The following is a 19,054-nucleotide window of genomic DNA, read 5'->3' on the forward strand; positions in this document are numbered from 1 at the left end:
AAAAATGCAAGAAAAAGAAGTGATTACTCTATTACAAGAACTACTTGAAGTAAGTAAAAATTTTGAATATAAGACGAGAAATGCTTTTCAAAAATTAGATAGTGTTCCAAAATCAGAACTAAAAAAAATGAAAGATAACAATCCTAAAATCAGTCAAATATTAGATGAATTTGAACTTGTCTACAGTAGGATTCAAAAGGAAATTTAAAAATTAAAATAACAACAATGGAATTATCATTAGAATATAAGCAGCAAGTAAAACAGGTCCTTTTAGAACGCCGCCCCAATTTTGGCGGTACAGATGCGCAATTTGCAAAGATATATGGCATCAACGGTTCTGTATTTAGCAGATTAAACAAAGGCGAAATTGAAGGTCTTATTTCACCCTCACAATGGTTACAGATCGGTCGCGAACTGGATATTAACCCCAAGAAAAGCAACTGGAAAGTAGTTCGTACAAAAGTGTACACGGAAATTGAAAGCAGTATTGTTTTCTGCCAAAATTTCAGCCGGTCAATGGTTTTAGTTGATGCTTGCGGGATCGGGAAATCTTTTTCTGCTAAAAATATTGTGAAGTCAATGAAAAACGCCTTTTACATTGACTGCTCACAGGCTAAATCTAAACAGTTATTCATTAGATATTTTGCTAAAACTTTGGGAATTGACAACAAAGGAAAATATGTTGATGTAAAGGAAAATTTAAAGTATTACATCAATCAGCTTGACAGTCCTGTGTTTGTACTGGATGAAGTTGGTGACTTGGAATATACCGGATTTTTAGAGTTAAAAGAATTGTGGAATTCGGCAGACGGTACCTGCGGTTGGTTAATGATGGGTGCGGACGGCTTAAGAAGTAAGATCCAAAAAGGCATTAATAATAAAAAAGTTGGTTTTGCTGAGATATTCAGCCGCTTTTCAGATGAATTTATTCAGTTGACACCAAACGGTGTAGATGATAAAAAGGCTTTTTACAACGAACTTTTAACTCAGGTTGCAACGGCAAACCATACCGGATCAAAACCTGTGAATGAATTAGTAAAAATCTGCCTTAGTAAAGAAGCTACTTTGCGCCATTTGGAAACCTTGATCAAAATTTCAGCATAAATGAGGACCTACACAGTCAGCAATATTCTGAACCGCAAAATGAAGATCCTGGAACTTACCGGCATTTGGTTACAAGTTTTCGGAGAGCCTGAACGGACTGGAAAAGTTTGGATTATTTACGGCGAAGAAAAGCAGGGTAAAACGTGGTTTGCCATGTTGCTTGCACAATTTCTTAGTACAATGGAAGCGGTGCTTTATATCTCAGCTGAGGAAGGTTTAGGATTGACATTTCAGGATGTAATTAAGAGAGCGAAGTTCGATCCAAAAAATAAAAAATTTAAGGCTTACGGCTATGTACCACTCGCAGAACTGAAAGCCACATTAAAAAAAAGATACGCACCGAAACTGGTGATCATTGATAACGTCACTTTTTATTCAGATGAACTAAAAAACGGCGGACTGCAGGAATTATTAAAAGAAAACCCCGATAAACTTTTCATTTTCCTGGCGCATGAAGAACGTGGCGAACCTTACACAGCCACAGCAAAGATGATCAAACGATTAGCGGACAGAATTGTAAGAGTGCAGGGATTAGTTGCAACAGTTGGAGGCAGAACCACCGGCGGACAGTTCCTGATCGATGAAGCAAAAGCGATGATCCTTCACGGATCTGATATAAAAAATAATTAAAACAATTTAAAAATTCACAACAAATGGAAATATTACACGACAACCCACGAAACCCAAACCGCCTGCTGATAATGCGCGCACTGGTTTACAATGATTGGGGCTATGATAACCTTATCCATCAATTTTTTGTTACCTGGTGCGAAGCAATGGCGCTCAAATTCTACCATAAAGACCGCGATCTGATCGCCAATGAAATGCTTTTTAACTATTACCAAAAGCAATGGCAGATCCTGGTAGAAAAAAGAATGATGAATGAGTATGGCGGTTATTTAAAACAAAATATTACTCAGGCAGAAAATACCTATTACAAAATTCTGCATGAGTACGCGATGGAATTGGAAAATTATTATCCGGCTTCACTGATCACAAAAGTACCGGCAAAAGCAAAACCTAAATATCAATTTAACCTCAATTAAAATCTTATGAAAGAAGAATTAATCGAAGAAATGAAACAATTTCTTAAAAAAATGAGTGACGCAAAAATCGCAGCAATATTTTTAGCCGCAAATGGTGAAAATTATATCACCTGCCATAATTGTAGTGTCGAAGGACAGGCGCAATTACTGGTCAATCATATTGACAGCACTCCAGAAATGCAAGAAGCATTTACAAATGAGTTGGAACTCGTTACGAAGCGTGAACAAATGCAGGAAAATGGATAACGAAATGTTTCCACCCACAGAAAATGAACTGGATGAAATGATCATTACAGTTCAGCAGAAAATGGAAACTGCAGCAACGCAGTTAGAGTACGATCAGCTTTATGACGAACTGCATGAACTGAGAGAGAAAAGAAGACAATTAATTATTAAAAATAATACAATTTAAAAATTATGAACACTAAAAAAGTCCTTAAAAAATTAAACAAAATCGGATGTTTTAAAAAAATAGAAATCGTGGTTGATCAAGAAATAAGTGCCACTTTTAAGTATGAAATAAATGATATTATCATTCGAAAAATTAGCGAAAAATTTCCTTCCAGTAAATATAATTATTCGATTAAAAAAAATGAAAATGATCTGATATTAAATATTAAAGACATACTTGGACCATTTTCACCTTTACGCGCTTGGTTTCATGATCCATTATTTATTTCAGGCCATTTTAGTTCCAGAGCAGGAAGAAAATTTTAAAAATAAATCAAACTTTATAACAATGAAAAAAATGGGAGTAATAGGCGCAATGGCGTCAATGTTAATTACAAATGCATTTGTTGCCGGTGGAAGTGTTGTGACCGGTGCACCATCTACAAAACCAAATAAACCAAATGCAAAAAACAAACCCTCAAAAGCCAGATGGCGAACCGCAGAACCATCCAGATATTTTGGCAGACGCAGTAAAATAGTTACTGCAGAAACGCCAAAAGGTCCGCAAAAAATGAAGCTGAAAAATGCTTTAAAAAAAGATTTTGAATTCACTTTTTAATTAAAATAACAATGTCAGAAACAATTTCACTATCAGATTTAACACCGGCGCAAAGAGCGCAATTGGTACAGGAAGAAAAAGAACGCGTAAAAAACGAAAAGGACAAACGAGCTAAAGATCTAATTGCCCTGGATGAATTGGCCGCGGAAACATTGCCGGGATCTATGGCAATCCTTCGTGAAGCATCAGAAAATTTGGAAAAAGCAAAAGCGCAGGTTTTCAATCATTTTGAAAGTTACCTAAAAATGAAAATCGCCACGATTGGCGTGAAAAGCAACCAACAGACCCACACCATCACAGTTGGGACTGAAAGCATAAAATTAGGTTACAGGATAACTGATGGCTACGGTGAAAACGCTTCTTACGGAATTGCAATGGTTCATAAATTTTTATCAACCTTGGGAAAAGATGAAAATTCTAAAAAGTTGCTTGGTTCCCTTATGAGACTTTTACAGCGAAACGGCAAAGGTGATCTTGACAGTAAAAAAGTTTTGGAATTACGCCAGATCGCAGACAAAGATTATCCGGGAACGGACTTCCAGAAAGGTGTAGAAATCATTCAGGAAGAATACAAACCGAAACTATCAAAATGGTTTATTGAGGCTTACTACACCGATAAAACAGGCGTAGAACAAAGTTTACCGCTATCAATGACCAGTGTAGATCTGCCGAAAGATATAGACCTTACTTTTTTACTTCCAAACGAAGATTAATCATTATTGGTAACGACATCTGCGTCGTTACCATCTTTAAAAAATTTGAAATGAGCACAATCACAGCACCGCAAACCGAAGGTTCGGCGATTCCGTCAAAAACATCAATATCAAAGAGCCAAATTCAGCAACTACAAACCATCTGCAGCGGAAAATTCAGAAGCAGGGAGGAACGTTTAGAAGCGCTTTCAGAAATGACAGGCGTGGAACTTACTTCCATCAAAGAATTAAACCGTTTACAGGCCGATGAACTGATCTATTTCTTTAACACAGGTAAAATTATAGATCATTCAGCGTGGGCGCTTTTTGACCGCAATAACACGCAGCACAAAACAATCTTATCACTTTGCCATCAACTTGGATGGGTGCAGGAAGAAAAACCACAGTTTGTAGATCTGCACCGTTTGGGTGGTTGGCTTAAATCAGACAAAAGCCCTGTTAAAATGCCGTTGAAAGAAATGGAACGGCCGCAATTATCAAAAATTATTTCTGCACTGCAGATCATCATTAAAAAAAGTTACAAATAAAAATCAAAATTATGTCAAACACTTCAAGCACAAGTTCCGGAATCGGATTTTTCGGACTTCTTACAATCGTTTTTATCGTTTTAAAACTCACAAAATTTATTGCCTGGTCTTGGTATTATGTTTTAATGCCGGTTTGGATACCCTTTGCAATTGGGATTGGTTTCCTTTTTATCGCCGGTTTACTCGGTCTATTTCAACATTTCAGAAAAAAATAATTATCCTAAACGGTTTTTTGGAGCGGTTCGATTCTGCTCCTGGGAACAAAAAAATTAAATCAAAAGTATGAGAATTTACGTAGCAAGTTCGTGGAGAAACGAACGCCAACCTCAAGTTGTACAGTTTTTAAGAGAAAATGGACATGAAGTCTATGATTTTAAAAATCCAGAACCCTATACAGGTTTTTCGTGGTCGGAAATAGATCCGAACTGGCAAAATTGGACAAATCAAGAATATTTTGACGCCTTAAATCATCCAAGAGCAGTTGAAGGTTTTAACAGTGACTTCAATGCAATGAAATGGGCGAATGCATGTGTTTTGGTAATGCCGTGTGGTAGATCAGCCCACACTGAAGCAGGATGGATGCAGGGACAATTCAAACAGACAATCGTTTTAATTGAACAAACAGCAGAACCGGAATTAATGTATAAAATATTTGAATTGGTTACTGATAGTTTAGAGCAGGTTCAAGAATATTTATCTATGACAGAATAAAAATGAAATTCACAGCCGAACAATTAACTTTCATAAAGGCAAAATTTAACTCTTTGACTTCCAGAGAAATGTTTGATCATTTATTGGTGAATTTCTCTTTTGATAAATGCTATACAAGTTTTAGAACCGAATGCTACGCAAATGGATTCTATAAATGCGAAATGCGCAGATGGTCTGCAGAAGAAAAGAAATTTCTCCTGGATAATTACCAGACTATGGGCAATGTCGCAATTGCTGAAAAACTTACTAAAAAAGGTAGGATTTTCACTAAAAAGCAGGTCCAAAAACAAGTCAGACTTTTAAAATTAAAGCGTTCACCGGAAAACCTGCAGTTTATTTTGGATCAGAATAAATTAAGCGGAATTTATTCTAAAGCAAATTACAAAAGATGGGAACGAATGAAAAACCCGGCTTCGATTATCAATGAAATTGCAGTCGAAGATCCTGCAAAAGAAATTTTGATCACAGTGATCATAAATGATAAAATCAGACTTAAAGTAAAACCCGGAACTGATGTGGAAAAATTGAAATCAGAATATATTTCGGCCATAGAAAATAATTGGGAAGCGGGTCTTCAATAATCATTAAAAATTTAAAAATGGAAATCTACACAATCGTTTATAACGTCCTAATGGGCCTCATTTTAATTGTTGCTGCAGTCTTTATGGTCAAATGCCTTCGGTGGAAGTTTTATGACATTTTCACTGCGTTTGCAATCACATTTGTAGCGGTTTTACTCGCTTTAATATACCTGTAGATGACCGACGAAGTTTTCATACTGCATATAAAGGCACTGTATAAGAACTACTACCAAAATGGGCGTTCTGTCGGTATGCAAGTGCGCCGCCTGGTGCGGCAGTTCCGGCAGGATGTGCAGCAGGAAAACTTTAACCCAAAACGAAAAAAAAGAAAAATTATCAATGAAAATCTCAATAAAGATAGATCCTGAAACGCTGTTTCTGCTGCACAAAATCTCAAATGAGCAATGCCAAATCATTGCCAATAATATCGGCAGAAAAAGCGCTAAAAGCATGAGAATAGAACTTTTTACGCTGCTTACGCAAAGGTGTTTTTCCTACCAATTAAACCCGAACGGTAAAAAACTGCAGGTCACTTTAAAATATCATTTGGCGGCTTTGCTTTATGATCTCGCAACAGAAAACAATCAATTTTCTGGAATTTATGAGAAAAATAAAATAGAGATTTTCAAAAACGAGTTACACCAAAAATTACAATGAGAAAATTTATTGCAAAACATCAAATTACCGGTCTTAAAATCACGTTTCAATTTGATTTAAACGAGGTTTTAAGAATTATGGAAGTGGACGGCGACTGGACGCCGGAACAGGTGAAAAAGATACTCGCAAAAGTACCCACAGGAACCACTGAAATGCTGGAAGCCATAAAGTACCAGAAAAAAGAAAGCGCGTGGATCTTCTCTGAAATATCAGACATCAGTTTTGCAGCATTTCACAAGCGATACCCAAGAAAAGTGGGTTTAAAGGAAATTACTGAAAAGGCCTACAACAAACTTTCAGAAGCGGATAAAATGGAAGCGATCCTTTACATCGCAGAACTAATAAAACTAAAAAACGACGGGACGGCTTTTCCTTATCCCGCGACTTATTTAAACAAAAAATACTGGAAATAATGAGAATAAAATTATTTAGCGGCTTAAATATTACCGCTATCGAAGATTGTGTAAATACTTGGATCAGCGAGAACGAGGATGGTTTTAAAATCTTGGAAATTGATTTTAAAACGAGTGGACAACAGGTTGTTGTGATGATAAAATATTTAGAGAATGATAATTAATGGCCACGAATACACCAAAGAAGAAATATTTGAAGCCCTGAAAATGAAAGGCTTTACTTTATTACCGTTTATTTATCAGGATCAGGAAGCGGCATTTATGGGTGGTGTAGATTTTTTTGAAGTTACCACCAAATGCGCCGTGAAAGGATATGATCTACCTGCATTAAAAAATACTTGGGACAAAGTTGCCTTGAAAGAATTTGAAAAAACAAATACAACAAAACCGCCACTAATTTAGTGAGCGGTTTTTTTATTATATTTGAAAAAAAAATTATATGTCAAAACTTTACAAATTAAGAGCATTTAAAATCACATGTAATAGTATTACCGATTCTGAGCCGGTTATAGTTGACGACTTTATTTCAGTGATGCAGAATAGTATAGCCCAAGATAGAAGAATGCCACTTAATTCTACAGACGAAAACGGAGAAGAAGATTTAATGTGTGAGTTTAATATAATTCAAGAGAGGCAAATTAATGGTTCTATGATGAGAATTGCACCAAGTGATAATTCTGTTAATTTGCCAGATGAAGTTTTTGAACACGAGAAAATACTTATAAAAGATTTGGAGAAATTAAATGTAAATACAAACAATATATATAAAAGTCATTTTTATCTAGCATTTAATAATAACTATTTAGTGACAACATTAAACCTCACAACTAATATCAAACGTTTGCAGACCTACTTAAATTGGTTGTTGAGAAATGTACGTGGAGCCAAATTATATGAACTTACACCAATGATAAGTGCAGAAAAAGACTTGAAAGGATATGAAATTAAAAAAATTAAAATAGCCGACACGGTAATAAATCCATATTCGGGAGAGGAGCATCAGGAAGAAACAAATTTTTTGAGAAGAGTTAAAAATATTCCACAACAGTTAGTTGAAAGTTTATTTAAAGATACAAGCACGCTACATGAAGCTTTTGATGAAAATATGATTTCTGCCGAACTATTAATAAAATTTTCTAAACCAAGAAAAATGAAAAGAGATGATTATCAGAGAATTTTGGGAGCTACAATGAAACCAATATCGGATTTTGATAGTCTTGTTGTTTATCCAGAAAATGGAGCACCTATTAAAGGAGAAGATATATTTAACATTAAGCAGGTAAATGTTGAAACTATAGAAAATGGTAAAATTTCGGAAGAAAACCTATACCAAGAAATGGAAAAGTTTTTGATAGAGTTACAAAATGATTAAAAAATATAGAGATATTTTTTTGCTAATTATTGTGTTCGCAATTGCGATCACAATAAACGTCAATATTAGTGCGGTTTTTATTAATACAGTATATACGGTCGTGGGCATCATGTTTTCGATTGGACTTGGCGTTATTGTTACATTTAATTTACAAGGGGTAAGAAATAAGAATATTATTGTATTTTTCAGAAATAATCTTTTAAAGCTTAGAAATTCGTACATAAAGTATTTCGTGATAACAACAGTTTTATTTTTAGTTGATAACTTTTTTCGAGAAAGTAAAAATAATATTAAAGAAATACAATTTAAAAACATTAGTTTAAACTTTGATATTTCAGTTTTTGTAAGTTTAATTATGTTTTTTTGTATTTTATATTTTATATATAATTTTATTCTATTACAGAAATTGAATGATGATATTTATGACGAATTAAATAAATAATTGCTCTAAACCAAATTTTACAAAACTGTTACTACTTAAATGAACTATTTTCTGTTACATTTGATAAAAATAAAAAAATGATAGATGTTATTTTCCAAGTTCCACAATTGAATTATTCTACTGATGGTATACCAATGCCTTTTGTCCCTTCCATTGGAGATCAAATATTTTTCCCCGACTTTATTAATGAAGAAGTTCAAGAATCTTTATTCCTTACCGATAATCAGATTGATCTTGACACTCTTACAGTCGCGGGCGTTGCTTGGATGAGAACAATAGAAGCAACTGTTTACGTAATGGTAACTCTAACAAACGAATAAATGAGAAAACTATTACTTATTTTCCTGCTGATCTCAGGACTTGTTTTCGGACAGCAAAAAACGCTTTATAAAGCGATTTCTTACAATAACCTTGTTGAACTGTATAATCAGAAACTAAAGGTTGAAAATGAAGATTTAAACGGCAATATTGACCGCTGTAAGTTTATCATTGCTGATGCAAAAACCAAAAAAGACTATAATACTGAAATGGTGTTTGATCAGTTTTTAATCGGTCTGCAGGAAGCCAATGCAGCTGCAGATAAAAATGCCAATTTTTTAACGGTTTACAAAGATCCAACTTCCTACAATTTTTATGATTCCAAAAATAATTTTGTTGGCCGGATCTACAAAGAAAAATTAGATGAACAGATCGCTATAAATGGCGATAAAACAGAAACTTACGTAAGTAATTATTTTTATTTATCCCAGCAATAATTTGGCAGAATGGAATATACTTCCATATATTTGTGATTACTAATCACTATGGCCAAACTTTTACAGAGAAATACTTTATTGCGTTATAGACTGATCCGGGACATTTATGTCGTAAACAAGACAGATGATATTCCGGACACGAAGGTTTTGAAAAACTACATTTATCCTAAATATCCCATTTCTCGCGGCACATTAAATACTATTCTTTCCACACCAATTGACAGGCTTTTAGCGGAAATGGAAACTAACAATTGTGAAGACCAAAAGAATAAATAACGCGTATTTCCTGCACGCCGTCATCACGACGCACAGAACTTAAAGCTGTTCTGATCATTTTACCACTTCCCAATATTGGACTGAATCCCTGTAAATTTTCATGTGATTTTTTAATAATTTTCCAAATACTTCTTGATTTTTGCTTTTGAAGTATCGGTGCATTAAAACTACTGTTTGTGAGTTTTAGATCTGCAAAAGTTATTTCAAAAGCCATCGCGGCTTCTTGTCTGTTTATTGGTTTAGCCATAACGTCAGTTCCTAAATTACTGAAAGCTCCTGAACTTATCATAATTAAAGCACACGGCCATTGAACCGGACATTCATTCCCAAAGAGATCCAATTGACCCCAATTTTCGTCTACGTGTTTTAAGTCATTTACTTTTGTAGCTAATTCATTTTGTATAGCATCTATAATTTCGTCCATTATTTTTGTTTTAATTGATTTAGAATAATATCATTTAGATCTTTCAGATGGTTGTTAACAACGCCTGAGATCACCTCAGTAACGCGCGGATGTTTACCGATCACACGCCTGGAAGGAATTTTAATTTTTTTGCCGATCGGCATTAAAGCCAGCGCTTTAAATTGTTGCGCTTCTAAACTTAATGCTACATTTTTTTTAGTTTTGGCGGCGGCTTTTGTTTTGATGCTGTAAGAAATACCGCCGGTTGCCTGATAATACATCGCCCAAAAATAACGCTTCATTTTTGCTGTTACTGTGATTTCACCACCTTCATTGTGAATCGAAGCATAAGGCATTGAATTGGTAAAAGCGATTTTTTCACCAATAATTTTTGCATCATAACCGCGGCGCAAATTGTTGGTGCGCGCCATCATGGATCCTTTCCGATTTATGAGTGATGTTTTTGGCCACGCTTGGTCAAAAAACGCCTTTCGCTCAAAGTTTCTGTCAAACTCATCTTTGAGCTCAGTTTTTACATCTTTTATGATGTTTTGATGAAATTGTTGTAAATTCATTGTCAATTTAATAAAATTCGTACATTTGTTAAATGGAAAATAGTTCCACATATCAAGATTTGGATCTGCAAAAAGTCTCTATGTATGACATAGCCGAAGTTTTGGCAGATAAACCTGCTCTTTTAATTAGTCCGGATGAAGACCTTTCAGACGAACAGATTAGAATTTTAGGACTTTTTTCGTATGCAGAATATTACCAAATTAAAGAACTGCAGGAAAAAATTGCAGAACTTTACAAAAAAGAATTACTTTCGATCCAGTCGTAATTTCTCATTTGCCTTCAGTAATTCAGCAAAAGTTTCATTATCATATTTTTTGGCATAATTTATTAAAGCCTCTACATTTTTGCCTTTAATATCATATTTGCTATTTTCTGTTACTGCAGAAACTAATCCTTTCATCTGCTCACTATATTTATCTTCTACTAAAGTCGTTTTTACAGATTTTAAGACCTTTTTAGGGTCCGCTTCTGACCATTTTATTAAGAGGTCATAGTTTACAACCATTTTGTTATAACCGGTGTTATCGCGGGAATTCGTGAGTTCGGTATTTTCTAATTTGCCACCTAATTTTTTCATGAATTCCGGAAGTGTTTTCCTGGCCACAAATTCATTTGCCAGTTCCATTGTTTTGGTCTGGTCTTTTGTGGAAAACAAATTGCCCGGTTTATTTGCATTATGCCATAATTCGTGATGAAGTGTTGAAAGTGCGCGTTCCTGCTCAAACGTGGTTTCTTTTCCGGCTTTAATATTATTGATTCCTAAAATTGAAAGTTCTGATATTTCAGGTTTTAAAGCAATCATTCCATTCATATCAGTAAAACCGTTAACACTTTTCGCCCGGGTAATTTTAATTTCTTTAAATCCTCGCGCAAAAAATTCTGGATTTTCAGATGCAAAATTTTCAAAGTGGCTGCTTAGATCTTTAACGTTTGCCAAAGGTTTGCCTTCAATAATGTTTTTAACATCATCTGCACCCTTCAATTTATTGTACGGATGTTTTGGCGGAAAAACTTTTTGTTCAGCACCAGGATTAAATCTAAAAATTGCGGATCTATTTTTTCCGTCGGGTCCTAATTTTGTTGTAGCACGGTCACCGGCTTCATTGGCTTTTATGGAATCAGAAAGTTCGTATTTTGTCTTTAAAACTTCAACTGCTAAACATCTGCAGCGCCATCCATTTGGCGGATAATAAGACAGCCAAAAAGAATCGTTAATGTCAAGTGTAATATTTTGCAGCGCGGCATGATCTGCACGCACCCGGTCATCATTGGCAGTTCTATATTGCAGGTTATATCTTCCTTCCGGATCTATTGCCGCCCAATTTCCTGCACTTTGAGAACTAGAAACGGCAAATTGATATTCCGCTTCCAGATAATTCTGATTATAATTTTTATTTATTTTGTTGAAATCATTTGCAAAAGCATCAAAACCACGAATTTTGCCATCTTCCATTAAAAAAGTGGACGCTTCCAGAAGTTGAGCATGCGTTTTTAAACCGGAAAAAATGAAGGTATCATTTTGTAGTTTTGCCAGCATTTCCGGTGGGATTTCATTGTCTGTGATCGCAGAACTTAAAATCTTATTAGTTTCTGAAATTAGTTTTTTATATGGTTTATCGTTAAGATCTTCCGGGCTATAACTTCCTTTTTCGTGAAGATGTTTAAATGCGTTTTCAGCGGCTTTTAAAACTCCTTTAAATTCCGGTTGTTTGGATGATGCGGAAAGATTTATTTTTTCAGATCTGCAGTTTTCACAGTCGCATTCATAAAGAGAATTTAACCGCAAATGCAGTCCGCCGAAATACAGTTTCGGGCTGACTGGTGTTTTTCCATCAGCCCCTAGACGAAAAAATAATCTGCAGCATTTAATTTTGTTCCAGGAACTGGTGAAGTGTTTTGTTTTACACCGGTTACTTCAATTCCAAATTTTTCTTTTACCCATTCAGGATCTACTTCAAAATAATCTAATGCTTTCGCGGTTCGGTCCCAAAGTGTCTGAAGATCTTCTGAAATTTCAAAGCTGAAAACGTAATCTGGTGGTACAATTCCAATTCTGGCTAATGCAGGCATAACCTTAGAATTCATGTACATTTCTACCATTGCCATATCTGCCAAAACCAATTTTGAAAGTAATTTTTGTGACGTGACTTCTTTGCCGTTACTGCCGTTTTTGGTGTCCTGTCCTACAACTGCACCGGAAATTAGCAAAGTGTTTTGATTATCACAAAAACTCATTAAATTGTTATAAACATCACCGTTGGTATTTACACCTTTTGCCCACTCAAATTCTTCTGTGGTATCAATGATGAACCACGCGGCGGAACCCATATCCTGCATCATTTTTTTTCCACGTGCAACCGCGGCTGGATCCTGTGCATCCGTTTTGTAAACACGCGGCGGAATGCCATAGATTTCACATAATTCAGAATAGCATGATTGAGCAAACTTTTTGAATAAAGCGTGTGGAATGGCTTTATTTAAAAGTCCTTTTTCGCCGGGTTTTCCAAACTCTAAAATCCATGTTCCATATTCCGGAAGTTCGCGAAAATTAACGCCTTTATCTTCGTTATAATCAAAAAGCATCACTCCTTTTTTCGCTAAAACATTTTGGCGCGGAATCAGATCTACTTTTAATTGTGGTTCGTTCAATCCGTCCTGTTTCCAATCAATTTCAACTAAAGAATGACCGTAAAATCTTGAATTAATTATCTGTGTGATCAGATCATTAAAAAGTTCAGAATTTTGTAAACTATCCGTCAATTCCTCATCAATATCGCCTCCTTTTTTCCGTAAATTAAAAGAAGCTCCAAGTGAATCTTGAATTCTATTTTCCAATTGTGAACTGATCAGTGCATCATCAAGAATAGTATCAATTAAATTATAAAGTAGATAAACTGTGGGACTGTCTGCATTGTTAAAACCATTTCTCGCAGTGACCATTTTTGCAATATCCTGACGGGTCTGCGTTACGGTTTTTTCTACTAATTGAGGGTAAAGTTTAGATCCTACACTTGACGTTGCAGATTTAGCCGGTGTTTTGGCGGCTAACTGTGATCTGTTGTTTTTTGCTTTATTGGTTAATCTGGACATAGTTTATTTTTTGACGGTAAAGAATATTTTTTTCATAATTATTCGTGGTTAAATTTTTCACGGCTTCCATAAATAAATGGATCAGTTCCTGTCGATGCATCTGTGTCTGCTGTTTCCGGAAGTGTGCTTAATTTTATATCACCGCGTGCAAATTGCTTTAACCAGGTGATTGCCCGGTCATATCTTTCTTTTGCGGTTTCGTAGATAATATCCGCATTACATAACTCTATAATGTAGAATTTTGCGAGCGTCACAGCCATGCGAACTAATAAGGCATTTCGGTTTGTTCCGGTGTCGGTCAAAATTAATTCGACGTCATATTTTGTACGTCCGTCGCTCCATTCCGGTGCTGTGATATAACTTCTTAATTCCTCCTCAGCGGCTGCCATTGCCTGTGCTGTGATGTCATCATTTCCTTCTGTGATCTGATCAATTTGATAATTGTAGATTGTGCTACCTAAATCTTTCTTGCTTAAAAACATAGTTTGTATTTTTTATTAATATCTGCGACTTTCGATCTGTCCGGTTGCATAGCCTAAATCTTCTTTCACAACTCTTGTATCAATCATCATTTTACCCCCTTCCACGGCATCAGGTCCATCCATTTCTTTAGAATCTTTAGAAACTCCAAGCCACTGATCTTCCATTTCTACCATGTGCGGATTTTCTTTTTCCTCTTCATTGAAAATGATATTTCCGTCGTTGTTATCATCAGCCATGTTTTCCAATCTCTCGAATTTGTCCGCTTTTTTACGTTTATCTTCACGAAGTGGAAGTTTTATTCCGTGTTCTTTTCTGTACTTTTCTAAAAGTGGTTTTACTACCTGTTGAAAATGTGGATCCTGAAGACTATTATTTTCGATGAACATTTTTTTTGCATCGATTCCATTTTTATCCAGGTAATTGTAAGCCTGTCCAATCCAGTTTACCATTTCTGAATTTGTGGCTTTTGCCAACCAGACTTTATAAATAAAATACCGTCCCTGGTATAAACCGATAATGATCACAGATTTTGAGGAACTGTTTTTGTCTTTATTATTTGATGGTGAAGGGTCTACATAGACTACAATTTTTTCACATTTTTTAATTGGCGGACATTTCCCATAATTAAAGATTGTGAAAGTGTCACCTTCTGCAACCGGATTATTGTAATATTCTTTTTGCTGTGCTTTTTTAGAAACTTTCCGCTGACCTTTGGAATTGTAAAACATTGCATAGATCATCGCCTTGGTATTTTTTAACCAGGTTGGATTTCCTTTTTTATCCGTGAGATTAATAATATCCCAGAAATCTGCTAAAGCACCTAAAATCGTAATCGTGCAATATTTGTGGATAATGTTTCCGTTCACCATTACCAGTAACGGGACTGAAACCGACCGCGTTGGAATTACAGCCTCCTGAATCCAGTCGGTGTCTGCTTTTACGCGGTCTTTATTTCGGCATTTTTCGTCTGTATCAAAATCATCGATAATAATTCCGTCCGGACGTGCTGCATCATTCCGTGTTCCACGCGGTGACTGTCCTGCACCCAAAGCGCGAAATGAAAAGCCAAATTTTGTAGTGAATTCGTGATCTTCCCATTTACCAACCTGACGCTGCACGCCATAATCATTGATGATCCGGTTGTTAGATTCCAGAATATTTTTATACGGTAATAGCAGACGTTTCGCATTGTCTTCTGTATTTGAGATCATTAACCAAACTTTCTTTTTTTTGGTAAATGATAAATACAGCGCTTCCATCATAGTTCTGGCAGATTTTGCCAGTTCACGGGACCAGGAACGAACTTCCAACCATTCCGGATTATTGATAATGCGTTTTGTTGCTGCAATATGAAAAGGTGCAGGCTTCGCGGTGTAATAAGAAGGAAAATAATAAGCAAACCATTTTTCAGGATCCGCCTCTAAAGCCTCAATTCTTTTTCGCTTTGCGATTTGGCTTTCGTGCAGATCCACAGGTGTACTTTTCGCAATGTTGGTGCGAAAGGATTCCCAGTTTTCCAGGTGCTTTTTATCCGTTGTCTTTTTCGCCATTATTGAAGTTGTTGGCGGATGAACATGTCAAAATACTCAGCAATTTTTTGGGCAAATGGAAAATCAATATCACTTACATATTCACAGAATTCCATTCCTACATTTACAGAATCACCGATACTGGTTTCACCTTCTAATTTATTTATAGAACTGGTTATACCTTGGATTGTAGCGGAATCTTTGGTGTTTGCAAAATTTCCAATCTTAATAGGGAAATCTTCTTTGTCATATTTTATAAACTCAACTGATTCGGAACCATCAGCATTCTTTACTTTGATTGGCTTTAAATAATGCGCCGGAATATCATAAACAACCGGTCTATTTTTTATCTCATCATTTGTCCGCTCTAAAATTTCATACAGGTTATTTATCTGGGCAGATTTAGTGGTCATTAAAGATTTCTTTAATTTTTTCCATTCACCATCATTTTCACCAATCCATTTGATCAATGTTTTTTCTGTGACACCGACTTTTTCTGCAATTTCTTTTTGAGTGGAATTTTTCTCTGTAAAGAGAAATTTTGCATACTCTTTTTGCTCCGTTTTTTTAAGGCACATGCTGTTAGTTTATAGCAAAATTGCCATAATGTGAGGCTCATAAAAAAAAAGTGTTTAGTTTCTGAACATAGTTGTACAGGTTCTTTACACAGTTGTTCAAGTTCTGCACAACTATTTTATTCTGTGAAAATTCCTGCTGATGTTTGTGCTTTAAATCGGCAAAACAGATGTCAAAACATAAATTTATACTTAACGATGAAACAAAAGTTAACCAGTTCGGATTCCGGGTTTTAAACCTTGGGTTGGATTTGACGCGTTTCCGTGCTAATCCGGTTATATTAGATTATCACATGGAAGGTAATTGGGCGGTAATTGGTCGTTGGGAAAATATACAGATTGAAGGACATTTATTAACCGCTGATGCAGTTTTTGACATTGAAGACGATAATGGAAAATTTATAGCAGGAAAAGTAGAGCGCGGATTTTTACGCGGCTGTAGCTTAGGTCTTAATCCTTTTTCGATGAATAATTTTCAAATCGCGCCGGATGATGTTTACGACCTCGTAAAGTCGGAAGTTCTTGAAGCTTCTATAGTTCCTATTCCAAACAATGCAAACGCTGTAAAACTTTATGCTGCAACAGATGATAGCATAAAAGAATTGCAGGAAAGTGAAATTTCACAAATTCTTTTGACCGCTTCAGACATTTCAAATTTTAATTTAAATAACTCCATGAAAAAAATTACACTCAATTTATCCGCAGTTGCCGCACTTGGTTTGCCGGGTAACACTTTAGAACATGATGAGAATCTTGTAAATGAGAAAATCATTAATCTAAAATCAGAATTAGATGCATCAAATCTGAAAATCAAAGGTTTTGAAGATCTTGAAAAAGATAAAAAAGCCAAACTATCTGCAGATACTGTAAAAGCGGACATCGCCGCCGGTAAAATTGATGCCACGAAAGAAGCTGATTACATTAAGCTTCACGCAGAATTCCCAAGTCTTTACAAAACAACTGTGACGGATGCTCCCGCAAAAGTGAATTTAGCGGCAAGAGTGAACGCGCCTGCACTTACTGATGTTAAAAACCTGGATGATTTCCAAAAACTGGATTTGTCCGCTCAATTAGAATTTAAAAACGGAAATCCGGATTTATACCAAGCTCTTTTCAAATAACATTTTTTACTCTTTTTAAATTTTTCCAACCTTCTTTTTTGTGAAGGAGGTTGGTTTTTCAGAAAACAACTAATAACCATAAAAACCACAAAATAATGCCAGCAAATTTTCCAGAAGTATGGAGTTCACGCGTAATTCAACTATTGACCACACAGGATGTGGCGCCTTGGTTGGATGGAATTCCTGAACTTGACGTAGAAGTCACAGTTATGGGCGATGGATCCGCCAGTGAAGCGAATTTAATTCACTTACCAATCGAAACTTTTCAGCCAGAAGTGTTGTTAAATAACACCACTTATCCCATTGCTGTACAGGATTTCACAGATACTGAAGTGATCATAAAACTGGATAAGTACCAGACTTTGGCCACATCATTAACTGATGATCAAATCATCGGTGCATCTTATGCCAGGATTGATTCCGCAACGAGAGGACACCGTGTACAGATCAATTCTTTAAAGTATAAAAAAGCAATTCACGCACAGGCTCCTGCCGGTGATGATGCGAAAACACCAGTTATCAAAATGGTCTTCACTGGTGATGAAACCGGAAGCGAAAAAGCAAACATTCTCTTTGAAGCAATGGTTGCTTTAAAAGGTAGATATGATGACATGGAAGCACCTGTAGAAGGTAGAAGATTAGTGTTATCTACAGATCACGAAAATATTTTGTTATTAGACAGAAACCGTTTCGGAAACCTTTTGGCTAATATCAATACTGGTACGGTGGCACCTAAAATCGCAGGATTTGAGATCTTTTCTAATGTAGCAAATCCAAAGTATTCAGCTACAGGGGTTAAAAATGCATTTGGAGCGATTGGCGTTCCCGGAACTGATTTGGTTGCTTCCGTCGCTTTTCACAAAGATAATGTGGCGAAGAAAACCGGAATGACTAAACAGTATTTTTCCAAAGCGTCAGACGCTCCAACTACACAAACTAACCTTTTAAATTACCGTCATTATTTCATCGCAATGCCAGCGAAAAATGAAATGATCGGCGCAATCATATAATTCATGTGTTGTGAATTTTGAGGTAATACTAACGGCTTGTGTAGGTGTCTTCACATCATTGTTTACTTGGTTTGCGGCCAGACGGAAAAACCTCGCAGACGTACAAGGCGGTGAACTCGATAACGTTGAAAAAGCCGTGAAGTTTTACCGCGAACAACTTGAAGATATAGCAATTAGATGGAAAGCTGCAACTGATGAAGCCAATACAATGAACGGATTGTACAGGCAGGCCATCAAGGATCTTAATTCTATGGAAATAAAATTTAATCAGTTAGCAGACGAAAACCGTGCTCTCATTGAAGAGTTAAAAAAATATAAACAATTAAACGGAAAAATTAATTAATAATGGACAATACTTTTAAAGCACACCCTGACTTATCAGAATATTTTGAAACTTCTGACGGTGAAAAATTCTACAAAGAAGATCTGGCCAAAAACCATGTTAGAACTTTTGCATTGAAAGATGCAGCGATCAAAACAGTTTTGAGACCAGAAGAAACTGAGGAAAAACTAACAGCAGCGGAAATAATCGCTTTAGTTACTGAAATGGATTTGGACACAGCAACTAAACACTTGGACACAGAAAACCTGTTGCCTAAACCAAGAAAATCTGTTGTTGAATCTTTAACAGCACGTATTACAGAACTTCAAAACTAGTAAC

General features: G+C 35.7%; 34 protein-coding genes. 27 read left to right on the plus strand and 7 right to left on the minus strand.

Annotated elements, in window-relative coordinates; all coding sequences use genetic code 11:
* Positions 1 to 4 precede the first annotated feature (4 nt).
* The 22 genes from C4S29_RS10415 to C4S29_RS10510 all read left to right on the plus strand — a co-directional run bounded on the left by C4S29_RS10415 (position 5) and on the right by C4S29_RS10510 (position 9,606).
* A complete protein-coding gene (locus tag C4S29_RS10415) occupies positions 5 to 208 on the plus strand; it encodes a hypothetical protein (protein WP_103914030.1) in 204 nt (67 codons plus the stop codon).
* Positions 209 to 225: 17 nt separating this feature from the next.
* Entirely contained in the window at positions 226 to 1,104 is an 879-nt protein-coding gene (locus C4S29_RS10420; protein WP_103914031.1) for an ATP-binding protein, read from the plus strand.
* A 39-nt stretch (positions 1,105 to 1,143) separates the two neighbouring features.
* Positions 1,144 to 1,734 carry an AAA family ATPase gene (locus C4S29_RS10425; RefSeq protein WP_146063309.1) on the plus strand — a complete coding sequence of 197 codons (591 nt, stop codon included), beginning with the start codon at positions 1,144 to 1,146 and terminating at the stop codon, positions 1,732 to 1,734.
* Between the two features lie 23 nt (positions 1,735 to 1,757).
* A complete protein-coding gene (locus C4S29_RS10430; protein WP_103914033.1) occupies positions 1,758 to 2,150 on the plus strand; it encodes a hypothetical protein in 393 nt (130 codons plus the stop codon).
* A 6-nt stretch (positions 2,151 to 2,156) separates the two neighbouring features.
* Positions 2,157 to 2,396: a hypothetical protein gene (locus tag C4S29_RS10435; protein WP_103914034.1), complete on the plus strand. Its 240-nt coding sequence runs from the start codon at positions 2,157 to 2,159 to the stop codon at positions 2,394 to 2,396.
* A complete protein-coding gene (locus C4S29_RS14750; protein ID WP_159969845.1) occupies positions 2,389 to 2,562 on the plus strand; it encodes a hypothetical protein in 174 nt (57 codons plus the stop codon). The genes C4S29_RS10435 and C4S29_RS14750 overlap by 8 nt, the downstream gene beginning before the upstream one ends.
* A gap of 5 nt (positions 2,563 to 2,567) precedes the next feature.
* The gene (locus C4S29_RS10440; protein ID WP_103914035.1) at positions 2,568 to 2,867 is read left to right on the plus strand and encodes a hypothetical protein; all 300 of its coding nucleotides are present in this window, start codon (positions 2,568 to 2,570) and stop codon (positions 2,865 to 2,867) included.
* 31 nt (positions 2,868 to 2,898) lie between these two features.
* Positions 2,899 to 3,159, plus strand: a complete 261-nt coding sequence (locus tag C4S29_RS10445) for a hypothetical protein (protein ID WP_221405533.1) — start codon at positions 2,899 to 2,901, stop codon at positions 3,157 to 3,159.
* 11 nt (positions 3,160 to 3,170) lie between these two features.
* The gene (locus C4S29_RS10450) at positions 3,171 to 3,872 is read left to right on the plus strand and encodes a DUF3164 family protein (protein ID WP_103914037.1); all 702 of its coding nucleotides are present in this window, start codon (positions 3,171 to 3,173) and stop codon (positions 3,870 to 3,872) included.
* 50 nt (positions 3,873 to 3,922) lie between these two features.
* A complete protein-coding gene (locus tag C4S29_RS10455) occupies positions 3,923 to 4,399 on the plus strand; it encodes a hypothetical protein (RefSeq protein ID WP_103914038.1) in 477 nt (158 codons plus the stop codon).
* 11 nt (positions 4,400 to 4,410) lie between these two features.
* A complete protein-coding gene (locus tag C4S29_RS10460; protein WP_103914039.1) occupies positions 4,411 to 4,614 on the plus strand; it encodes a hypothetical protein in 204 nt (67 codons plus the stop codon).
* Between the two features lie 67 nt (positions 4,615 to 4,681).
* A complete protein-coding gene (locus tag C4S29_RS10465) occupies positions 4,682 to 5,110 on the plus strand; it encodes a hypothetical protein (protein WP_103914040.1) in 429 nt (142 codons plus the stop codon).
* A 2-nt stretch (positions 5,111 to 5,112) separates the two neighbouring features.
* Positions 5,113 to 5,691, plus strand: coding sequence for a hypothetical protein (locus C4S29_RS10470; protein ID WP_103914041.1), 579 nt, complete (start codon positions 5,113 to 5,115; stop codon positions 5,689 to 5,691).
* Positions 5,692 to 5,867: 176 nt separating this feature from the next.
* Entirely contained in the window at positions 5,868 to 6,059 is a 192-nt protein-coding gene (locus C4S29_RS14685) for a hypothetical protein (RefSeq protein WP_146063310.1), read from the plus strand.
* Positions 6,031 to 6,348 (plus strand): hypothetical protein, encoded by a 318-nt coding sequence (locus tag C4S29_RS10475; RefSeq protein ID WP_146063311.1) that lies wholly within the window; start codon positions 6,031 to 6,033, stop codon positions 6,346 to 6,348. Before C4S29_RS14685 ends, C4S29_RS10475 begins: the two co-directional genes overlap by 29 nt.
* Complete coding sequence (locus C4S29_RS10480) at positions 6,345 to 6,761, plus strand: hypothetical protein (RefSeq protein WP_103914043.1); 417 nt, start codon at positions 6,345 to 6,347, stop codon at positions 6,759 to 6,761. The genes C4S29_RS10475 and C4S29_RS10480 overlap by 4 nt, the downstream gene beginning before the upstream one ends.
* On the plus strand, positions 6,761 to 6,925 hold the full coding sequence (locus C4S29_RS14850) for a hypothetical protein (protein ID WP_221405534.1): 165 nt from the start codon (positions 6,761 to 6,763) through the stop codon (positions 6,923 to 6,925). Before C4S29_RS10480 ends, C4S29_RS14850 begins: the two co-directional genes overlap by 1 nt.
* Positions 6,915 to 7,163, plus strand: a complete 249-nt coding sequence (locus C4S29_RS10485) for a hypothetical protein (RefSeq protein WP_103914044.1) — start codon at positions 6,915 to 6,917, stop codon at positions 7,161 to 7,163. The genes C4S29_RS14850 and C4S29_RS10485 overlap by 11 nt, the downstream gene beginning before the upstream one ends.
* A gap of 37 nt (positions 7,164 to 7,200) precedes the next feature.
* Positions 7,201 to 8,133 (plus strand): hypothetical protein, encoded by a 933-nt coding sequence (locus C4S29_RS10490; protein ID WP_103914045.1) that lies wholly within the window; start codon positions 7,201 to 7,203, stop codon positions 8,131 to 8,133.
* Between the two features lie 519 nt (positions 8,134 to 8,652).
* The gene (locus tag C4S29_RS10500; protein ID WP_103914047.1) at positions 8,653 to 8,895 is read left to right on the plus strand and encodes a hypothetical protein; all 243 of its coding nucleotides are present in this window, start codon (positions 8,653 to 8,655) and stop codon (positions 8,893 to 8,895) included.
* Positions 8,896 to 9,330, plus strand: coding sequence for a hypothetical protein (locus tag C4S29_RS10505; RefSeq protein ID WP_103914048.1), 435 nt, complete (start codon positions 8,896 to 8,898; stop codon positions 9,328 to 9,330).
* A 48-nt stretch (positions 9,331 to 9,378) separates the two neighbouring features.
* Positions 9,379 to 9,606, plus strand: a complete 228-nt coding sequence (locus C4S29_RS10510) for a hypothetical protein (RefSeq protein WP_103914049.1) — start codon at positions 9,379 to 9,381, stop codon at positions 9,604 to 9,606.
* Here the strand turns inward: C4S29_RS10510 and C4S29_RS10515 are convergent.
* Both C4S29_RS10515 and C4S29_RS10520 read right to left on the minus strand, forming a co-directional pair.
* The gene (locus C4S29_RS10515; protein ID WP_103914050.1) at positions 9,575 to 10,030 is read right to left on the minus strand and encodes a hypothetical protein; all 456 of its coding nucleotides are present in this window, start codon (positions 10,028 to 10,030) and stop codon (positions 9,575 to 9,577) included. The two genes, C4S29_RS10510 and C4S29_RS10515, sit on opposite strands and share 32 nt — an antisense overlap.
* Positions 10,030 to 10,584 carry a phage virion morphogenesis protein gene (locus C4S29_RS10520; RefSeq protein WP_103914221.1) on the minus strand — a complete coding sequence of 185 codons (555 nt, stop codon included), beginning with the start codon at positions 10,582 to 10,584 and terminating at the stop codon, positions 10,030 to 10,032. The genes C4S29_RS10515 and C4S29_RS10520 overlap by 1 nt, the downstream gene beginning before the upstream one ends.
* Positions 10,585 to 10,616: 32 nt before the next feature.
* Between C4S29_RS10520 and C4S29_RS10525 the strand changes: the two genes are divergently transcribed.
* Entirely contained in the window at positions 10,617 to 10,850 is a 234-nt protein-coding gene (locus C4S29_RS10525) for a hypothetical protein (RefSeq protein WP_103914051.1), read from the plus strand.
* On the opposite strand, the gene C4S29_RS10530 is transcribed toward C4S29_RS10525, so the two are convergent.
* Genes C4S29_RS10530 through C4S29_RS10550 form a run of 5 tightly spaced genes read right to left on the minus strand, consistent with a single transcriptional unit; the run spans position 10,830 to position 16,265 of the window.
* Entirely contained in the window at positions 10,830 to 12,371 is a 1,542-nt protein-coding gene (locus C4S29_RS10530; RefSeq protein ID WP_103914052.1) for a phage head morphogenesis protein, read from the minus strand. The genes C4S29_RS10525 and C4S29_RS10530 overlap by 21 nt on opposite strands.
* Before the next feature lie 53 nt (positions 12,372 to 12,424).
* Positions 12,425 to 13,675: a phage portal protein family protein gene (locus tag C4S29_RS10535; protein WP_103914053.1), complete on the minus strand. Its 1,251-nt coding sequence runs from the start codon at positions 13,673 to 13,675 to the stop codon at positions 12,425 to 12,427.
* A 38-nt stretch (positions 13,676 to 13,713) separates the two neighbouring features.
* Positions 13,714 to 14,157 carry a phage protein Gp36 family protein gene (locus tag C4S29_RS10540; RefSeq protein WP_103914054.1) on the minus strand — a complete coding sequence of 148 codons (444 nt, stop codon included), beginning with the start codon at positions 14,155 to 14,157 and terminating at the stop codon, positions 13,714 to 13,716.
* A 15-nt stretch (positions 14,158 to 14,172) separates the two neighbouring features.
* The gene (locus C4S29_RS10545; protein ID WP_103914055.1) at positions 14,173 to 15,708 is read right to left on the minus strand and encodes a hypothetical protein; all 1,536 of its coding nucleotides are present in this window, start codon (positions 15,706 to 15,708) and stop codon (positions 14,173 to 14,175) included.
* Entirely contained in the window at positions 15,708 to 16,265 is a 558-nt protein-coding gene (locus tag C4S29_RS10550) for a hypothetical protein (protein ID WP_103914056.1), read from the minus strand. The genes C4S29_RS10545 and C4S29_RS10550 overlap by 1 nt, the downstream gene beginning before the upstream one ends.
* A 167-nt stretch (positions 16,266 to 16,432) precedes the next feature.
* Between C4S29_RS10550 and C4S29_RS10555 the strand changes: the two genes are divergently transcribed.
* From C4S29_RS10555 to C4S29_RS10570, 4 genes are all read left to right on the plus strand, one after another.
* Positions 16,433 to 17,383 (plus strand): HK97 family phage prohead protease, encoded by a 951-nt coding sequence (locus C4S29_RS10555; RefSeq protein ID WP_103914057.1) that lies wholly within the window; start codon positions 16,433 to 16,435, stop codon positions 17,381 to 17,383.
* A 95-nt stretch (positions 17,384 to 17,478) separates the two neighbouring features.
* A complete protein-coding gene (locus C4S29_RS10560; RefSeq protein ID WP_103914058.1) occupies positions 17,479 to 18,393 on the plus strand; it encodes a hypothetical protein in 915 nt (304 codons plus the stop codon).
* 58 nt (positions 18,394 to 18,451) lie between these two features.
* Positions 18,452 to 18,736, plus strand: coding sequence for a hypothetical protein (locus C4S29_RS10565; RefSeq protein ID WP_233740536.1), 285 nt, complete (start codon positions 18,452 to 18,454; stop codon positions 18,734 to 18,736).
* Between the two features lie 2 nt (positions 18,737 to 18,738).
* The gene (locus tag C4S29_RS10570) at positions 18,739 to 19,050 is read left to right on the plus strand and encodes a hypothetical protein (RefSeq protein WP_103914060.1); all 312 of its coding nucleotides are present in this window, start codon (positions 18,739 to 18,741) and stop codon (positions 19,048 to 19,050) included.
* Positions 19,051 to 19,054: the final 4 nt, after the last annotated feature.

Origin of the sequence: Halpernia humi, from assembly GCF_900108025.1 — a bacterium.
Taxonomy (GTDB): domain Bacteria; phylum Bacteroidota; class Bacteroidia; order Flavobacteriales; family Weeksellaceae; genus Halpernia; species Halpernia humi.

Excerpts from the sequence above, each read along its gene's own strand:
- C4S29_RS10415 (WP_103914030.1), top strand. The coding sequence starts at position 5 with ATGCAAGAAAAAGAAGTGATTACTCTATTACAAGAACTACTTGAAGTA.
- C4S29_RS10420 (WP_103914031.1), top strand. The coding sequence starts at position 226 with ATGGAATTATCATTAGAATATAAGCAGCAAGTAAAACAGGTCCTTTTA.
- C4S29_RS10425 (WP_146063309.1), top strand. The coding sequence starts at position 1,144 with ATGAAGATCCTGGAACTTACCGGCATTTGGTTACAAGTTTTCGGAGAG.
- C4S29_RS10430 (WP_103914033.1), top strand. The coding sequence starts at position 1,758 with ATGGAAATATTACACGACAACCCACGAAACCCAAACCGCCTGCTGATA.
- C4S29_RS10435 (WP_103914034.1), top strand. The coding sequence starts at position 2,157 with ATGAAAGAAGAATTAATCGAAGAAATGAAACAATTTCTTAAAAAAATG.
- C4S29_RS14750 (WP_159969845.1), top strand. The coding sequence starts at position 2,389 with ATGGATAACGAAATGTTTCCACCCACAGAAAATGAACTGGATGAAATG.
- C4S29_RS10440 (WP_103914035.1), top strand. The coding sequence starts at position 2,568 with ATGAACACTAAAAAAGTCCTTAAAAAATTAAACAAAATCGGATGTTTT.
- C4S29_RS10445 (WP_221405533.1), top strand. The coding sequence starts at position 2,899 with ATGGGAGTAATAGGCGCAATGGCGTCAATGTTAATTACAAATGCATTT.
- C4S29_RS10450 (WP_103914037.1), top strand. The coding sequence starts at position 3,171 with ATGTCAGAAACAATTTCACTATCAGATTTAACACCGGCGCAAAGAGCG.
- C4S29_RS10455 (WP_103914038.1), top strand. The coding sequence starts at position 3,923 with ATGAGCACAATCACAGCACCGCAAACCGAAGGTTCGGCGATTCCGTCA.
- C4S29_RS10460 (WP_103914039.1), top strand. The coding sequence starts at position 4,411 with ATGTCAAACACTTCAAGCACAAGTTCCGGAATCGGATTTTTCGGACTT.
- C4S29_RS10465 (WP_103914040.1), top strand. The coding sequence starts at position 4,682 with ATGAGAATTTACGTAGCAAGTTCGTGGAGAAACGAACGCCAACCTCAA.
- C4S29_RS10470 (WP_103914041.1), top strand. The coding sequence starts at position 5,113 with ATGAAATTCACAGCCGAACAATTAACTTTCATAAAGGCAAAATTTAAC.
- C4S29_RS14685 (WP_146063310.1), top strand. The coding sequence starts at position 5,868 with ATGACCGACGAAGTTTTCATACTGCATATAAAGGCACTGTATAAGAAC.
- C4S29_RS10475 (WP_146063311.1), top strand. The coding sequence starts at position 6,031 with ATGAAAATCTCAATAAAGATAGATCCTGAAACGCTGTTTCTGCTGCAC.
- C4S29_RS10480 (WP_103914043.1), top strand. The coding sequence starts at position 6,345 with ATGAGAAAATTTATTGCAAAACATCAAATTACCGGTCTTAAAATCACG.
- C4S29_RS14850 (WP_221405534.1), top strand. The coding sequence starts at position 6,761 with ATGAGAATAAAATTATTTAGCGGCTTAAATATTACCGCTATCGAAGAT.
- C4S29_RS10485 (WP_103914044.1), top strand. The coding sequence starts at position 6,915 with ATGATAATTAATGGCCACGAATACACCAAAGAAGAAATATTTGAAGCC.
- C4S29_RS10490 (WP_103914045.1), top strand. The coding sequence starts at position 7,201 with ATGTCAAAACTTTACAAATTAAGAGCATTTAAAATCACATGTAATAGT.
- C4S29_RS10500 (WP_103914047.1), top strand. The coding sequence starts at position 8,653 with ATGATAGATGTTATTTTCCAAGTTCCACAATTGAATTATTCTACTGAT.
- C4S29_RS10505 (WP_103914048.1), top strand. The coding sequence starts at position 8,896 with ATGAGAAAACTATTACTTATTTTCCTGCTGATCTCAGGACTTGTTTTC.
- C4S29_RS10510 (WP_103914049.1), top strand. The coding sequence starts at position 9,379 with ATGGCCAAACTTTTACAGAGAAATACTTTATTGCGTTATAGACTGATC.
- C4S29_RS10515 (WP_103914050.1), bottom strand. The coding sequence starts at position 10,030 with ATGGACGAAATTATAGATGCTATACAAAATGAATTAGCTACAAAAGTA.
- C4S29_RS10520 (WP_103914221.1), bottom strand. The coding sequence starts at position 10,584 with ATGAATTTACAACAATTTCATCAAAACATCATAAAAGATGTAAAAACT.
- C4S29_RS10525 (WP_103914051.1), top strand. The coding sequence starts at position 10,617 with ATGGAAAATAGTTCCACATATCAAGATTTGGATCTGCAAAAAGTCTCT.
- C4S29_RS10535 (WP_103914053.1), bottom strand. The coding sequence starts at position 13,675 with ATGTCCAGATTAACCAATAAAGCAAAAAACAACAGATCACAGTTAGCC.
- C4S29_RS10540 (WP_103914054.1), bottom strand. The coding sequence starts at position 14,157 with ATGTTTTTAAGCAAGAAAGATTTAGGTAGCACAATCTACAATTATCAA.
- C4S29_RS10545 (WP_103914055.1), bottom strand. The coding sequence starts at position 15,708 with ATGGCGAAAAAGACAACGGATAAAAAGCACCTGGAAAACTGGGAATCC.
- C4S29_RS10550 (WP_103914056.1), bottom strand. The coding sequence starts at position 16,265 with ATGTGCCTTAAAAAAACGGAGCAAAAAGAGTATGCAAAATTTCTCTTT.
- C4S29_RS10555 (WP_103914057.1), top strand. The coding sequence starts at position 16,433 with ATGTCAAAACATAAATTTATACTTAACGATGAAACAAAAGTTAACCAG.
- C4S29_RS10560 (WP_103914058.1), top strand. The coding sequence starts at position 17,479 with ATGCCAGCAAATTTTCCAGAAGTATGGAGTTCACGCGTAATTCAACTA.
- C4S29_RS10570 (WP_103914060.1), top strand. The coding sequence starts at position 18,739 with ATGGACAATACTTTTAAAGCACACCCTGACTTATCAGAATATTTTGAA.